The 15,291-nt window shown below is 66.4% G+C and carries 14 protein-coding genes; 6 read left to right on the top strand and 8 right to left on the bottom strand.

The window, feature by feature from the left end; genetic code table 11:
• The first annotated feature begins 100 nt into the window (after positions 1-100).
• The 6 genes from katG (at position 101) to guaA (ending at position 7,051) form a co-directional block, all read left to right on the top strand.
• Positions 101-2,302 carry a catalase/peroxidase HPI gene (katG, locus tag ABMA46_RS04215; protein WP_348998066.1) on the top strand — a complete coding sequence of 734 codons (2,202 nt, stop codon included), beginning with the start codon at positions 101-103 and terminating at the stop codon, positions 2,300-2,302.
• A 138-nt stretch (positions 2,303-2,440) separates the two neighbouring features.
• The gene (locus tag ABMA46_RS04210; protein ID WP_348998065.1) at positions 2,441-3,730 is read left to right on the top strand and encodes an RsmB/NOP family class I SAM-dependent RNA methyltransferase; all 1,290 of its coding nucleotides are present in this window, start codon (positions 2,441-2,443) and stop codon (positions 3,728-3,730) included.
• A 60-nt stretch (positions 3,731-3,790) separates the two neighbouring features.
• Entirely contained in the window at positions 3,791-4,243 is a 453-nt protein-coding gene (locus tag ABMA46_RS04205; protein WP_348998064.1) for a TspO/MBR family protein, read from the top strand.
• 100 nt (positions 4,244-4,343) lie between these two features.
• On the top strand, positions 4,344-4,802 hold the full coding sequence (locus ABMA46_RS04200) for a PaaI family thioesterase (RefSeq protein ID WP_348998063.1): 459 nt from the start codon (positions 4,344-4,346) through the stop codon (positions 4,800-4,802).
• Between the two features lie 3 nt (positions 4,803-4,805).
• Positions 4,806-5,441 (top strand): 5'-methylthioadenosine/S-adenosylhomocysteine nucleosidase, encoded by a 636-nt coding sequence (locus ABMA46_RS04195; RefSeq protein ID WP_348998062.1) that lies wholly within the window; start codon positions 4,806-4,808, stop codon positions 5,439-5,441.
• Between the two features lie 53 nt (positions 5,442-5,494).
• A complete protein-coding gene (guaA, locus tag ABMA46_RS04190) occupies positions 5,495-7,051 on the top strand; it encodes a glutamine-hydrolyzing GMP synthase (protein ID WP_348998061.1) in 1,557 nt (518 codons plus the stop codon).
• A 191-nt stretch (positions 7,052-7,242) separates the two neighbouring features.
• Here the strand turns inward: guaA and ABMA46_RS04185 are convergent, their stop codons facing one another.
• The 8 genes from ABMA46_RS04185 to ABMA46_RS04150 all read right to left on the bottom strand — a co-directional run bounded on the left by ABMA46_RS04185 (position 7,243) and on the right by ABMA46_RS04150 (position 15,131).
• Positions 7,243-8,088, bottom strand: coding sequence for an IclR family transcriptional regulator (locus ABMA46_RS04185; protein WP_348998060.1), 846 nt, complete (start codon positions 8,086-8,088; stop codon positions 7,243-7,245).
• 100 nt (positions 8,089-8,188) lie between these two features.
• A complete protein-coding gene (locus ABMA46_RS04180; RefSeq protein WP_348998059.1) occupies positions 8,189-9,388 on the bottom strand; it encodes an aminotransferase class V-fold PLP-dependent enzyme in 1,200 nt (399 codons plus the stop codon).
• Between the two features lie 194 nt (positions 9,389-9,582).
• Entirely contained in the window at positions 9,583-10,083 is a 501-nt protein-coding gene (locus tag ABMA46_RS04175; protein WP_348998058.1) for a RidA family protein, read from the bottom strand.
• A 15-nt stretch (positions 10,084-10,098) separates the two neighbouring features.
• Positions 10,099-11,091, bottom strand: coding sequence for an ABC transporter ATP-binding protein (locus ABMA46_RS04170; RefSeq protein WP_348998057.1), 993 nt, complete (start codon positions 11,089-11,091; stop codon positions 10,099-10,101).
• Positions 11,088-12,107 carry an ABC transporter ATP-binding protein gene (locus tag ABMA46_RS04165; RefSeq protein ID WP_348998056.1) on the bottom strand — a complete coding sequence of 340 codons (1,020 nt, stop codon included), beginning with the start codon at positions 12,105-12,107 and terminating at the stop codon, positions 11,088-11,090. Before ABMA46_RS04165 ends, ABMA46_RS04170 begins: the two co-directional genes overlap by 4 nt.
• Complete coding sequence (locus ABMA46_RS04160) at positions 12,104-13,327, bottom strand: amidohydrolase/deacetylase family metallohydrolase (protein WP_348998055.1); 1,224 nt, start codon at positions 13,325-13,327, stop codon at positions 12,104-12,106. The genes ABMA46_RS04165 and ABMA46_RS04160 overlap by 4 nt, the downstream gene beginning before the upstream one ends.
• Complete coding sequence (locus ABMA46_RS04155; RefSeq protein WP_348998054.1) at positions 13,327-14,190, bottom strand: ABC transporter permease; 864 nt, start codon at positions 14,188-14,190, stop codon at positions 13,327-13,329. The genes ABMA46_RS04160 and ABMA46_RS04155 overlap by 1 nt, the downstream gene beginning before the upstream one ends.
• On the bottom strand, positions 14,190-15,131 hold the full coding sequence (locus ABMA46_RS04150; protein WP_348998053.1) for an ABC transporter permease: 942 nt from the start codon (positions 15,129-15,131) through the stop codon (positions 14,190-14,192). Before ABMA46_RS04150 ends, ABMA46_RS04155 begins: the two co-directional genes overlap by 1 nt.
• Between the last annotated feature and the right edge of the window lie 160 nt (positions 15,132-15,291).

The raw sequence follows: 15,291 nt of genomic DNA, 5'->3' as shown, positions 1-15,291 counted from the left end.
CGAGGCCAGAGACAGGCTCTCCGCAACGGGATCCTTTTTCGAGCGGCGGCGCGAGGCGCAGGCTGCAACCTCGGCCTTCCAGGCATCAGCGGAGAGCATGATGGACGCGAAAACCGACGACAAGAACACCGGCAAATGCCCTTTCAGCGGCAGCCAAGGGCATCGCAACCGCGACTGGTGGCCCGAACAATTGGATGTGCAGGTTCTCCACGCCAACTCGAAGCTTTCCGACCCGATGGGTGAGGCCTTCGACTACGCCAGGGAGTTCGAAAGCCTCGATCTCGATGCCGTCATCGCCGACCTGAAGGCGCTGATGACGGATTCGCAGGATTGGTGGCCGGCGGATTTCGGCCATTACGGCGGTCTCTTCGTGCGCCTGGCCTGGCACAGCGCCGGCACCTACCGCATCACCGATGGGCGCGGCGGCGCCGGCGGCGGTCAGCAGCGTTTCGCCCCGCTCAATTCCTGGCCGGACAATGTGCTCCTCGACAAGGCGCGGCGGCTGCTGTGGCCGATCAAGCAGAAATACGGGCGCAAGATCTCCTGGGCCGACCTGTACGTCCTTGTCGGCAACGCGGCACTGGAATCGATGGGCTTCAAGACGTTCGGCTTCGCCGGCGGCCGTGCCGACACCTGGGAGCCGGAAGAGCTCTACTGGGGCCCGGAAGGCACCTGGCTCGGCGACGAGCGCTACAGCGGCGAGCGCCAGCTCGCCGAGCCGCTGGGCGCGGTGCAGATGGGCCTCATCTACGTCAATCCCGAAGGTCCGAACGGCAAGCCGGATCCGGTCGCGGCGGCCAAGGACATTCGCGAAACGTTCTTCCGCATGGCCATGAACGACGAAGAGACCGTGGCGCTGATCGCCGGCGGCCACACGTTCGGCAAGACCCACGGCGCCGGTGACCCGTCCTTCGTCGGCGTGGCGCCGGAAGGGGCCGCGATCGAGGACCAGGGCCTCGGCTGGAAGAGCAAGTATGGCACCGGCATGGGCGGCGACACGATCGGCAGCGGCCTCGAAGTCACCTGGTCGCAGACGCCGACGAAGTGGAGCAATTATTTCTTCGACAATCTGTTCCGCTACGAATGGGAGCTGACGAAGAGCCCGGCGGGCGCCTGGCAATGGGTCGCCAAGGACGCTCCGGAGAACGTCCCCCTCGCGCACGACACGTCGAGAATGCAGCGCCCCACAATGCTGACGACCGACCTTTCGCTGCGTTTCGACCCGGAATACGAGAAGGTTTCGCGCCGATTCTACGAGAACCCGGACCTGTTCGCGGACGCCTTCGCCCGCGCCTGGTTCAAGCTGACCCATCGCGACATGGGTCCGAAGATCCGCTACCTCGGCCCGCTGGCGCCGCAGGAAGAGCTGATCTGGCAGGATCCGGTTCCGGCCGTCGATCATCCGCTGGTCGACGAAAAGGATATCGCCGACCTCAAGGCCAGGGTCCTGGCATCCGGCCTGTCCGTGTCCGAGCTCGTCTCGACGGCATGGGCGTCGGCATCCACCTTCCGCGGCTCCGACAAGCGCGGCGGCGCCAACGGCGCGCGCATCCGCCTCGCCCCGCAGAAGGACTGGGAGGTCAACCAGCCCGACCAGTTGCAGAAGGTCCTTTCGACGCTGGACTCCATCCGCCAGGCGTTCAACGCCTCGGCTTCCGGCGGCAAGAAAGTCTCGCTCGCCGATCTGATCGTGCTCGGCGGCTCGGCCGCCATCGAGAAGGCGGCGAAGGATGCCGGCGTTGACGTGACCGCGCCCTTCACGCCCGGTCGCACGGACGCCTCGCAGGACCAGACCGACGCCGAATCCTTCGCGCCGCTCGAACCGCGCCAGGATGCCTTCCGCAACTACACCAATGCGAACAAGACGCAGTTCATGGCGCCGGAAGAGGCGATGGTGGACCGGGCGCAGTTGCTCAGGCTGACCGGACCCGAACTGACGGCCCTCGTCGGCGGACTGCGCATCCTGGGCGCCAATGCGGGCGGCTCCAGGCACGGCGTGTTCACGGACCGGCCTGGCACGTTGACCAACGACTTCTTCGTCAACCTGCTCGACATGGCCACCCAATGGGCTCCGGCCGGCGAAGGCGTCTATGAGGGCCGCGACCGCAAGAGCGGCGACCTGAAATGGACGGCGACGCGCGTCGACTTGATCTTCGGCTCGCACTCGCAATTGCGCGCCTTCGCGGAAGTCTACGGCAGTGCCGACGCGAAGGAGACGTTCGCGAAGGACTTCGTCAAGGCCTGGACCAAGGTAATGAACGCCGACCGCTTCGACCTCGTCGGAGCACGAAAGGCGGCGTAGGCCGATCGATGATCGATTGCCGAACAGGCGCGGCGCAAGCCGCGCCTGTTTTGCTTTCCATCCATAACGGGCTTGTGAAACGGCCCGGCTACGGCTAGCAGTCCAGCATTCGGGTGTGCCGAAAACGGGAAAACCGACATGCGACTGGGCGGACGGCTGGCGGCAGCCATCGAAGTGCTTGAAGACATCAACCGGCGGCATCGGCCGGTTGCCGACGCGCTGAAGGATTGGGGCCTCTCCCATCGTTTCGCGGGCGGAGGCGACCGCGCCGCGATCGGCAACATCGTCTATGACGCGCTGCGCCGCAGACGCTCGGCCGGCTGGCTTCTCGGCGACGACACGCCCCGCGCCATCGCCATCGGTGCCCTGCTGCTGGAATGGAGGCTGACGCCGCAGAAGCTCGGCGCGGCACTTGAAGGCGACAAATTCGCGCCGCCGCCACTGACGTCCGCAGAGCTGGCGGCGATTTCCCACAACAGGGACGAAGCCGCGCCGCCGGCCGTGAAAGCCGACTGCCCGGATTGGTGCGCCCCGCTGCTCGAGGAAAATTTCGGCGACCGCTGGGTCGACGAAGGTTCGGCACTGGCGATGCGCCCGCCGCTCGACCTCAGGGTCAATGCGCTGAAGGCGGCGACCGACGAAGTGCTCGGCGAACTCGAGGACACCGGCGCACGGCCGGCGGCGATCGCGGCGAACGGCATCCGCATCGCGCCGATCGAAGGTGATGGCCGCCATCCCAACGTCCAGGCCGAGCCGGCTTTCCAGAAGGGCTGGTTCGAAGTGCAGGACGAAGGCTCGCAGATCGTCGCGACGCTTGCCGGGGCCGAACCCGGCATGCAGGTGCTCGATTATTGCGCGGGCGCCGGCGGCAAGGCGCTGGCGCTGTCGGCGGCGATGGACGGCCAGGGGCAGATCTTCGCGCATGACTCCGAAAAGCAGCGGCTCGCGCCGATCTTCGAGCGCATGCGCCGCTGCGACAGCCGCAATATCCAGGTGGCGGCGAAGCCGGCCGACCTCATCCCGTTGCAGGACAGGATGGATATCGTGCTGGTCGATGCACCCTGCACGGGCTCCGGTACCTGGCGGCGCAGGCCGGACGCCAAATGGCGGCTGACGGAGAGGCAGCTCGACGCCAGAAGGGGCGAGCAATCCGCCATTCTCGATGCCGCGAGCGCCTATGTGAAGCCGGGCGGCCTGCTCGTCTACATTACCTGCTCCGTGTTCGACGAAGAAAACGGCAGGCAGGTCTCGGCGTTCCGGCAACGCGACGCGGGTTTCTCGCCCGTCGACCATACGGCGTTGTGGCACCGGCATTTTCCCGGACACGCGGACGCCGCGCGGATCGACGTCGATGCCGGCATCTCGCTGTCCCCGGCGTGCAGCGGCACGGACGGCTTCTTCTTCTGTGCAATGCGCAAGGCCGGCTGAGCCCGCTTGACGCGGCGCACAACCGCTCCAGATGAGGAAGCGGTCCTTCCGGGTGAGTTCATGCACCGCTATCTGTCTCTCGCACTCTTCCTGCTCATCGTCCTGGGCGGCGGCCTCGCCATCGGATACGCGACGCTGCCGGGCGACTGGTATGCAGGTCTGGCCAAGCCCGCCTTCAATCCGCCGAACTGGGTGTTCGCTCCTGTCTGGAGCCTGCTCTACATATGCATCGCGCTGGCTGGCTGGCGTATCTGGCGCGCCGGCAAAAGCGCGCCCCTGAAGCCGTTGTGGATCGGCCAGCTCATCCTCAACTTCCTGTGGTCGCCGGTCTTCTTCGGATTGCGGCTGCCCGGACCGGCTCTCGTCGTCATCCTCGCCCTGCTTGCGACAATCCTTGTTTTCATCGCGCGCGCATGGAACCGCGACCGGATCGCGGCCTGGCTGTTCATCCCCTATGCGGCATGGGTCGCCTTCGCGTCGCTGCTCAACGCCGCGATCGTGCGGCTGAACTGACGTCGGCGGCGACCTTGATTGCTGCATTGCAACATAACCATTGCCTGCGCAGGCCCGCTCTGCGATAAGCCGGCTATCGCAGCAGCCGAAGGCGCGTGACATGGCGGCCAAGACCGTACCGGCACCGGACTACGAGGAGCGCGTCCGATCCTCGTTCGCGCGGCAAAAGGCGATGGAGACGATCGGCGCGGAGCTGACGCTGGTGACGCCCGGCATCGTCGAGATCGAGATGCCCTATTCGGATAGGCTGACCCAGCAGCACGGCTTCCTTCATGCGGGCGTCATCTCGACGGCGCTGGATTCGGCCTGCGGCTACGCCGCCTTCTCGCTGATGCCGGAGAATGCCGGCGTGCTCACCATCGAGTTCAAGGTCAACCTGCTGTCTCCGGGACGCGGCGAGCGCTTCCTGTTCCGCGGCTCCGTCACCAAGCCCGGCCGCACCATCATCGTCGCCGACGGCCAGGCCTACGCCTACAGCGCGGACGGCGAGGCAAGGCTGATCGCCACCATGACGGGAACGATGATGGCGGTGACCGGGCGTGACGGGATAGCAGGCTGACGCATGGCCGCCGTTGCGACCATAGACGGCAAGTCCGTTCTCTTCGTCATGGCCGTGGAGGCCGAATACGGACCGCATCTCAATCGTCTTTTTCAGCCCCTGATGACAGGCGTAGGCCCTGTCGAGGCGGCCGTGCGCATGGGCGTCGAACTGGCGCGGCTCAGCACAGAGCATGCCCTTCCCGATCTGGTCGTGTCACTGGGATCCGCGGGCTCGCGGCGCCTCGAGCAGACAGAGATCTACCAGGCCGTCTCGGTCGGCTATCGCGACATGGATGCCTCACCACTCGGCTTCGAGAAAGGCAGGACGCCCTTCCTCGATCTGCCGGCTGCCGTGCCGCTTCCCTTCCGAATACCGGGCATAGACGAGGCGACCCTTTCGACCGGCGGCGCGGTTGTTTCCGGCGACGCCTATGACGCCATCGATGCCGACATGGTCGACATGGAGACCTTCGCGATATTGCGCGCCTGCCAGCAGTTCGCGCTGCCGCTGATCGCGCTGCGCGCCATTTCCGACGGCGCGACGGAACTTCGCCACGTCGGCGACTGGACGGAATATCTCCACGTCATCGACGAGAAACTGGCGGGTGCAGTCGGCCTCATGGAGCAGGCGCTGGGCGACGGGACGATCCGCCTCTGAAGTCCGGGCACACACCCATTGCGTCGAATCGGTTCTTTCTCTAAAGGCTCGCCATGACGACGCACCCCGACACAGTTCTCATCATCGATTTCGGCAGCCAGGTCACGCAGCTCATCGCAAGACGAGTGCGCGAGGCGGGCGTTTATTGCGAAATCGCGCCGTTCCAGTCGGCCGAGGAAGCCTTCCGGCGCATCAATCCCAAGGCCGTCATCCTCTCCGGCAGTCCTCATTCCACCGTCGATATCGGCAGCCCCCGCGCGCCGGAGGCGGTGTTCTCCGCCGGTATTCCGGTGCTTGGCATCTGCTACGGCGAGCAGACCATGTGCGCGCAGCTCGGCGGCAAGGTCGAGGCCGGCCACCATCGCGAATTCGGCCGCGCCTTCCTCGAAATCCAGGACGAATGCGCGCTGTTCGACGGCGTCTGGGCCAAGGGCACGCGCCATCAGGTCTGGATGAGCCACGGCGACCGTGTCACCGCCCTGCCGCCCGGCTTCCACGTCGTCGGCACGTCCACCGGCGCGCCCTTCGCGGCGATCGCCGACGAGGCACGCAAATTCTACGCCGTGCAGTTCCATCCCGAAGTCGTGCACACGCCGGACGGCGCCAAGCTGCTCAGGAACTTCGTCCACCACATCGCCGGCCTGCGCTCCGATTGGACGATGGCGGCCTATCGCGAGCAGGCGGTCGAGCAGATCAGGAAGCAGGTCGGCACCGGCAAGGTGATCTGCGCACTGTCGGGCGGCGTCGATTCCTCGGTCGCGGCGCTGCTGATCCACGAAGCGGTCGGCGACCAGCTCACCTGCATCCTCGTCGACCACGGCCTGATGCGCAAGAACGAGGCGGCCGACGTGGTGGCGATGTTCCGCCAGCACTACAACCTGCCGCTGATCCTGGTCGACGCCTCGGACAAGTTCATCTCCGCCCTGGAGGGCGAGAGCGATCCGGAAACGAAGCGCAAGACCATCGGGCGGCTGTTCATCGAGGTGTTCGAGGAGCAGGCGAAGAAGCTTGGCGGGGCGGATTTTCTTGCCCAGGGCACGCTCTATCCCGACGTCATCGAAAGCGTTTCCTTCACCGGCGCCACCTCCTCCACCATCAAGTCGCACCACAATGTCGGCGGCCTGCCGGAGCGCATGAACATGAAGCTGGTGGAGCCGCTGCGCGAGCTGTTCAAGGACGAGGTGAGGGCGCTCGGCAAGGAACTCGGCCTGCCTGAAAGCTTCATCGGCCGCCATCCCTTCCCTGGTCCTGGCCTTGCCATCCGCTGCCCCGGCGGCGTGACGCGCGACAAGCTGGAGATCCTGCGTGAGGCCGATGCCATCTATCTCGACGAAATCCGCAAGGCCGGACTCTACGACGCGATCTGGCAGGCATTCGCCGTGCTGCTGCCGGTGCAGACGGTCGGCGTCATGGGCGACGGCCGCACCTACGACTTCGTCCTTGCGCTGCGCGCCGTGACCTCGGTGGACGGCATGACGGCGGATTTCTACCACTACGACATGGACTTCCTCGGCCGCGCCGCCACCCGCATCATCAACGAGGTGAAAGGCATCAACCGCGTCGTCTACGACGTGACGAGCAAGCCGCCAGGTACAATCGAGTGGGAGTAGTCACGGTTGGACCGCGTTTTCTGAACGACCAAGTTCTGCATCTAGCAAGACTTGGTTTCCCGGATACTCAAGAGCGCTGACACGATACCGCCCCTTATGGGATTATCTCTTCGCAAGCGAGACGGCGCTGCAAAGAGGTAAAGCCTTGTCGTGAAAGGATAGGCGCGAAATATCCTCGCACGGCTGTCCGCTTATTGCCGTTCCGGCGCCTTCTCACCGGAGCGGTAGGCGGATCGCCAGCCCAGTCTCGTCTCGATGCGCCGGGCGCTTTCCTTGACCAGCGCCACCAGATCGGGGTTCTTCTGGGTGACCTTCATATCCGGCACCACGATCGAGATGGTGGCGCGGCAGGCGCCCTGGCTGTCGCAAATGGGCGCTGCGATACAGGCGACGGAGAAGTCGGATTCGCCGGCCTGGATCGACAGGCCCTGCTCCAGCGCGGTGGCGGCGCTGCGGGAAAGCTGCGCTTTGTCGGTTTCGGCGCGACCGGTCGGCGACGCGGTGGCGCAGCGGCCGAATATCTCCAGGCGCTCGGCCTCGGGCAGATGTCCCACCAGCAGCCGGCCGGAGGCCGTCCAGTTGAGCGGCGAGCGCGTGCCGACGCGCGAGGTGACTTGGAAATGGTCCAGCCCCTCCTCCATGGCGAGCACCACCATGTCGTCGCCGTCGCGGCCACAGACCTGCACCGTCTCGCCCGAGCCGCGCGCCAGCTCGTGCATTTCGTGGACAGCCACGTTGAGCAGGTCGAGCGAACGGGCATAAGTCAGGCCGTAATGGTAAAGCCTGGGGCCGAGCCACAGCAGCCCGCCGTCGGTGCGGTCGAGCATCTCCTTGTCCACCAGATCGTCGACGATGACATAGATGGTGGAGAGCGGCGCGCGCACGGCGCGCGCGATCTCATAGGCGGTGGCAGGCCGTCCTTCCTTCTGCAGGTGGTCGAGGATCTGCAGCGCCCGGTCGATGCCGCTGGTGCGCGTACGGCGGGGTCCCGCCGGATCGGCGGCGCCTGTTTCGATGTTGGCGGCAGTGGTCGACATGAGGTTCCTATGGAAGCGTATTTCAGCTCCGTTGGCTAACGCGGCAGAGGCGGGTTCACAAGAGACGACAAGCGCACGCCCGCCGCAATCCCGGACACCCTCAATCCGGCCATTTCAAGATCGCCGCCTCGCGCGCCAGCAGCCGTTCGACGAAAGGCGTTGCGATCGGCGTGTTGGACTTGCGTGCGGTCTCCAGTTCCTCGGCCAGGCGCCTCGCCACCGTGAATTCCTCGTCCGGGTGCAGATTGCAGGGATCGAGGAAGAAAGTGCCGTGCTCGACCTCGTGGTCGCGCACGATCACCGGCGGATCGCCGGCGGCCAGCCGGTCGGCGAGGTCCCAGGCGGTGATGTTGGCCGTCTGCGGGTCGACCGCCACCTTCAGGCGGTCGAGCGGGTTGTTCGTCGGGTCCGGCACGATCGTCGCCGTCACGCCCGGCCGGCCGGCCAGCACTTCCACCCAGCAGTCGAGCGCCCGGCGCTCGCGGGCGCGGATGCCGGCGTGGTCGCGACTCTTCCAGGCCTGCAAGGCTGCCAGCGCGCCCACGATGCCCTCCTTGCCGACCTTCATGCCGCGGCCGATGCCGCGGTTCTGCAGATAGGTGTCGCGCACCCGTTCCTTGGAGCCGGCGACGATGCCCGAGGTCGGCCCGCCGAGAAACTTGTGGCCGGAATAGAGCGCGAGGTCGGCGCCGTCCTTCAGGAAGCCTGTCAGGTCGTATTCGGAGGCCGCGTCGACGATCACCGGCACACCACGGGCATGGCAGACGTCGCAGAACACTTTCAGCGGGATCTGCGCGTAGTCGACGACGTGGTGCGACACGACATAGACGGCCGCCGCGGTGCGCTCGGTGATGGCGCCGGCGAGCTGGTAGGCATGGGCGCTGGTCGCCTGGCCGACCGGCACGACCCTGGCGCCGGCAAGGCGGATCGCCTGCTCGACCGGCGCGCCGTAGCTGACCATATGACCGGACTGGATCAGCACCTCATCCTTCAGCCCCGTCGTGTCCGGCAGCCGCTCTATTGCCGCGAGGTCCGGCCCGGTCATGCAGGCGGCGACCGCCAGCGTGATGCCTGCCGAGCAGGAGGCGGTGACGAAACCCGCCTCCGCGCCGGTCAATTCGGCGATCACCGTGCTGGCGCGGCGGTAGAGGTCGCCCATCTCGACGAATTGGGTGAGGATCGCCGAAACGGCATCGACGGCGCCGGGCACGACGATGGAGGCGCCCAGCGCCGTCATCGTGCCGGAGACGTTGACGACCGGCCTGAGGTTGAGTGCGGCGCGGATATTCTGTTCGGTCATGTTCCCGGGACTCCAATTGGTTCGGCCGGGTCGAACGAACTACCGGCATCGACTGGAAGTGTACCCCCACCCCTGACCCCTCCCCTCAAGGGGGAGGGGGATTCTTTGCGCGCGGCAGCTTCCTCTCCCCCTTGAGGGGAGGGGTCAGGGGCGGGGGTAACTTTCATGTGTGATCGCCCTTAATCAATCGCCGGTCAGTCAATCGCCACGATGGCTTCGATCTCGACGGTGATCTGCCCCGGCAGCGAGCCGTGGCCGACGGCCGAACGGGCATGCACGCCGGACAACCCGAACACCTCCACCATCAGGTCGGAACAGCCGTTGATAACGGCAGGATGATCGCCGAAGTCGGGCGCGGCGTTGACCATACCGAACAGTTTTATCACCCTGCGCACGCGCGACAGGTCGCCGAGCGCGGACTGCATGACGGCAATCAGGTTGATGCCGGTCAGACGCGCGTCGGCATAGGCCTGTTCAATGGAAACGCCTGCACCGACCTTGCCGGTATGCTGGCGGCCGCCCGGTTCGGTCGGTCCCTGGCCAGACAGGTAGAGCAGTTTTCCTTCCTGGACATGGGTGACGAAATTGGCGATCGGCGGCGGCGCCGACGGCAAGGTGATACCGAGCGCCTTCAAGCGCTCATTGGGGCTCTCGTTGGGCGTTTCTTGCAGACGCTTCGGTTCGGGAAGGTTCATGCGGGAGGACTCCGGTCAGGTTCTGCCATCGTGGCGGATGCAGGCCACGTGATGCCCGCCGCCGATCTCGACGACGGGAGGGACGGTTTGAGCGCAGGCGGCGATCGCTTCCGGGCAGCGGGTGCGGAAGACGCAGCCGGACGGCGGCGCGATGGGGCTCGGAATATCGCCCTTGAGCGGCACATGCGTGCGCACCCTCGTCGGGTCCGGCACCGGCGCGGTGGCGAGCAGCGCCTTCGTGTACGGATGGCGCGGCGCGGCGTAGACCAGCTTGCTCGGGCCGCGTTCCATGACGCGGCCGAGATAGAGCACCACCACCTCGTCGCACAGATATTCGACCACCGACAGGTCGTGGGCGATGAACAGCAGCGTCAGGCCGAGCTTCTTCTGCAATTCGCCGAGCAGATTGAGCACCTGCGCCTGCACCGACACGTCGAGCGCCGAGACCGGCTCGTCGGCGACGACGAATTCAGGCTGGACGGCAAGGGCACGGGCGATGCCGATGCGCTGGCGCTGGCCGCCGGAAAACTCGTGCGGATAGCGCGCGGCGTGGTCGGGCGACAGGCCGACGAGGGTCAGGAGTTCGGCGATGCGCTCGCGGCGCGCCTTGCCGCGTGGAAAGCCGCAGGCGTCCAGCGCCTCGCTGAGGATCGCGGATACTTTCAGGCGCGGGTTGAGGCTGGAGAACGGGTCCTGGAAAACGATCTGGAGCTTTCGCCGATAGGCGCGCATCTCCTTCGCCGACAGCGAAAACAGGTCGACGCCGTCGAACAGCGCCTTGCCGGAGGTCGGCTCGATCAGCCGCAGGATAGCGCGCCCGGCGGTGGTCTTGCCGGAACCGCTCTCGCCGACCAGCCCGACCGTCGAGCCGCGCCTGACCTCGAAGCTGACGTCCTCGACGGCATGGACGATGCGGCCGTTGCGCGCCGGAAAATGTTTCGTCAGGCCCTGCACGGAGAGCAGCGGCTTCGTCTCCGCGCGGCGGTCGATCCCGCTGGCGGCGCTCACAGCTCGGCACTCCGGATGCAGCGGGAGAAGCCATCGCTGCCGGCCGGTATCAGCGGCGGTGGTGCTGCCTTACAGGGCGGGATAGCGAAGTCGCAGCGCGGCTCGAAGGCGCAGCCCGGCGGCAGCGCGGTGATCGGCGGCACGGAACCCGGAATGGAATAGAGCGCGCGGCGCTCGCCGGCGGCGTCGATATCGCGCACGGCGTTCGGCGTGCAGGCGAGCAGGCCTTTCGTATAGGGATGGCGCTGGTGCGCGAACAGGTCCTTCACCGGCGCCTGCTCGACCACGCGGCCGGCATACATGACCACGACATTGTGGGCGATCTCGGCCACGACGCCGAGATTGTGGGTGATGAACAGGATCGACATGCCGAACTCGCCCTGCAGCCGGCGCAAGAGGTCGAGGATCTGCGCCTGGATGGTGACGTCCAGCGCCGTCGTCGGCTCGTCGGCGATCAGCAGCGAGGGGTTGCAGGCGAGCGCCATGGCGATCATCACGCGCTGGCGCATGCCGCCCGACATCTGGTGCGGATAGTCGTCGAGGCGCGAGGCTGCGTCCGGGATCTCGACATGCTTCAGCATGGCGAGCGCCCGTTTGCGCTTTTTCTCACGGCTGACATTTTCGTGCAGCGCGATCATCTCGCCGATCTGGTCGCCAACCGTATAGAGCGGATTGAGGCTGGTCATCGGCTCCTGGAAGATCATCGCGATCTCGCGGCCGCGGATGCGGCGGAAATCCGCCGGGCCGAAACCGACGAGGTCGTGCAGCTTTTCGGTCCGGTCGCGAAACAATATCTCGCCGCCCTCGATCCGGCCCGGCCGCGACAGCAATCCCATGATCGACAGGCTGGTGACCGACTTGCCCGAACCGCTCTCGCCGACCACGGCCAGCGTCTCGCCGCGCTTCAGGTCGAAGGTCACGCCGTCCACCGCCTTGGCGGTGAAGCGGCGGTTGACGAACCAGGTCCTGAGGTCCCGGACGGAGAGGATCGTATCGGGCGCCGGCGCGTCGGTCATGACTTCCACCCGCAATGCGGGCAGACATGGCCAGCGCCGGCCGTGCCTTCCGGCGGCACATGGCGATGCGCGGCGACGGCCTCGGCGCCGAGGATGGCATGGCGCGGCTCGAACAGGCGGTGCAGCGTCGAGGTCGCCCCTTGCGAATCGCGCACGGTCACGTCGGCGTCGACGAGGTCGAACAGGGTGAACTCGGCCGGCTTGCCCTTTTCCAGCAGTTTTTTCGTCGGCAGTTTTATGGCGCACCGCGGTGCGATGGTGGAGGCGGCGACGACGTCCTCGAATGTCATGCCGAGCGACAACAGCTTCGACATGGTGGTGGCCATGTCCCACACGGACGTGTCCATCGAGCGGTTGTGCAGGTCGGTCGAGATGGTTTTCGGCGGCAGGCCGCGTTCGAGCGCTGCCTTCGCCACGTCGAATGAGAAGGAGGCGCCGCCATGGCCGACGTCGAGTACGATGCCGCGCGCCGCAGCGTCTTCGGCCAAGCGATAGAGGTCCTCGTCCTCGAGGATTGAGCCGCCCGCCTTGCCGTTGAAACAGTGGGTGACGATGTCGCCTTCCGACAGCAGCGGCAGGATGTCGTCGTAGAGCGGCGGCGGCTCGCCGACATGCACCATGATCGGCAGTTTCAGGATGCGGCTGAACTTCTTCGCCAGCCTGACCGGCGTCAGGTCCCAACCGCCAGTGATGACGTGGCTGGCGCGCACCTTGAGGCCGACGATGACGTCGCGGTTGGCCTCGACGGTTGCAATGGTGCGGTCGATGTCGATCGAGCGCATGTCGATCAGTTCGGAGACGCGGTTGCAGGCGACCAGTCCGATCGAGCCGATGTTCAGGAAGGCGTAGATGTTTTCCCTCGCCGGCTCGATGATGAACTCGCGGAAGCCGTGGAAATTGGCCTCGCCGGCCGAGCCGGCATCGACCATGGTGGTGACGCCGCGCGCGGCGCCGCATTGCTCGGGACGCAGCGAGATGTCGGTGCCGCCGTACCAGACATGCACATGCAGATCGGTCCAGCCGGGCGAGAGGTATGCGCCCTTGGCCTCGATCACCTGCACATCGTCGCCGGCGGCGATCATTGCGCCGGTCTCGGCGATGCGGCCATCCTTGCCGATCAGCACGTCCAGCCGCTCGGGCAGCCCGGACCCGAAACCGACGAGCCTTGCGCCACGGATCAGCAGCGGGCGCTCGGCGGGAGCAAATTGATTGCCGATCATCAGATGTCCTTTGCCAGTCTTGGGTCGAGGAGGTCGCGCAGCCCGTCGCCGACAAGCTGCAGCGCAAGCACGGTGACGACGATGGCGGCGCCGGGAAACATCATGATCCAGCCGGCCTGGTCCATATATTGCCGGCCGACCGCGATCATCGTGCCCCAGGTCGGGATGTCCGGCGAGATGCCGACGCCGAGGAAGGAGAGCCCGGCTTCCGCCAGGATGGCGTTGGCGAAGATGAAGGTGCCCTGCACCAGGATCGGCGAGGCGACGTTGCGCAACACATGCCGCATCAGGATGACCGGCGTCGGCACGCCCAGCGCCCGGGCGGCCTCGACATAGGGCAGTTCGCGGATCACCAGCGTCGAGGCGCGCACCACGCGCGCCAGCCGTGGCGCGTAGACGATGCCCAGCGCCACCACCACGTTGACGGCGGTGGGGCCGAGCGCCGCCACCAGCGCGATGGCGAGCAATATGTCGGGGAAGGCCATCATGGCGTCGACCAGCCGCGACACCGGCGTGTCGAGCTTCTTGAAGAACCCGGCCATCAGCCCGAGCACGATGCCGACGATCGAGGAAAAGACGACCACGGCCAGCGCGACCGAGAGCGAGGTGCGCGCGGCGAACAGCATACGCGAAAACACGTCGCGGCCGAGGTCGTCGGTGCCGAACAGATGGTCAAGGGCGGGCGGATGCAGCCGGTTAGCGACGGAAAGCTTCGTCGGCGCATAGGGCGCAATCCATGGCGCGGCGAGCGCCGCCACTGCGATCAGCACCAGCACCACGAGCCCCGCCGCCGAGGTTGGCCGGCTCATCAGCCGCGACAGCAGATTGGGCTCGTTGTGCAGGGGAACGGCGATCGCGGCCATCAGTACCGTACCCTCGGATCGATGGCGAGATAGAGCATGTCGATGGCGAAGTTCACCAGAACGTAGAGACCCGCGATGACCAGCAGCGCGCCCTGTATGACCGGATAGTCGCGCCTGAGCACCGCCGACACCACCAGCGAGCCGACTCCCGGCAGGCCGAACACGGTCTCGGTGACGACCGCGCCGGAAATCAGCAGCGCCGCGGTCAGGCCGATCACGGTCAGGATCGGGATCAGCGCGTTCTTGAAGGCGTGCTTCAGCACCACGCGCCATTCGCTCATGCCCTTGGAGCGGGCGGTGCGGACATAGTCGTCGTTGAGAACGTCCAGCATCGAGGCGCGGGTGAAGCGGGTGATCAGAGCAGAGGACACCAGCCCGAGCGCCAGCGCCGGCAGCACGAGATGGTTCAGCCGGTCGAGGAAGGAGGCGCCCGGTCCGCCATAGCCCGACGTGTCGAACCAGCCGAGTTTCACCGCGAAGAACTGGATGAACAGCAGGCCCAGCCAGAAGCTCGGCACGCTGGCTGCGAACATGGCGAGCGTGGTGGCGGCCTGATCGAAGACGGAGCCGCGCCTGTAGGCGGACAGAATGCCGACGGGCAGCGCGATCACCGTGGCGATCAAAAGCGAGAAGAGAGTGAGGAAAAAGGTCGGTTCGGCGCGCTGGGCGAGCGCGGTCGTCACCGGCTCGTTGAGGAAGATCGACTGGCCGAGATCGCCCTGCAGGAGGTCGACCACATAGCGGCCGAACTGCACCGGCATCGATTGGTCGAGCCCGAGCCGCGTTCTGAGCGCGGCCACATCGGCGGCGGTGGCGTCCGGACCGAGCATGACCGCCGCCGGGTCGCCCGGCGTGACGCGCACGATCACGAACACGATGGTGACGACCAGCGCCATCACCGCGATCATGCCGATCAGCCTGTTCAGGATCGAGCGCAGCATTGGCTATCCTTCGACCGTTTGCGTCCGGCGATCTCTTTCGCCTGAGGGCAGAGCGATCCCATAGGGTGACGCACCCCCACCCCTAACCCCTCCCCACAAGGGGGACGGGGACTTTGCGGTAGCACCGAGGTTGGCACGTGGCCTAAGCATTGGCGCCGGC

Source organism: Mesorhizobium hunchu, assembly GCF_040081975.1.
Lineage (GTDB): Bacteria > Pseudomonadota > Alphaproteobacteria > Rhizobiales > Rhizobiaceae > Mesorhizobium > Mesorhizobium hunchu.
The sequence above is the reverse complement of the archived record's forward strand: the minus strand, read 5'-3'. Positions and strand labels throughout refer to the sequence as shown.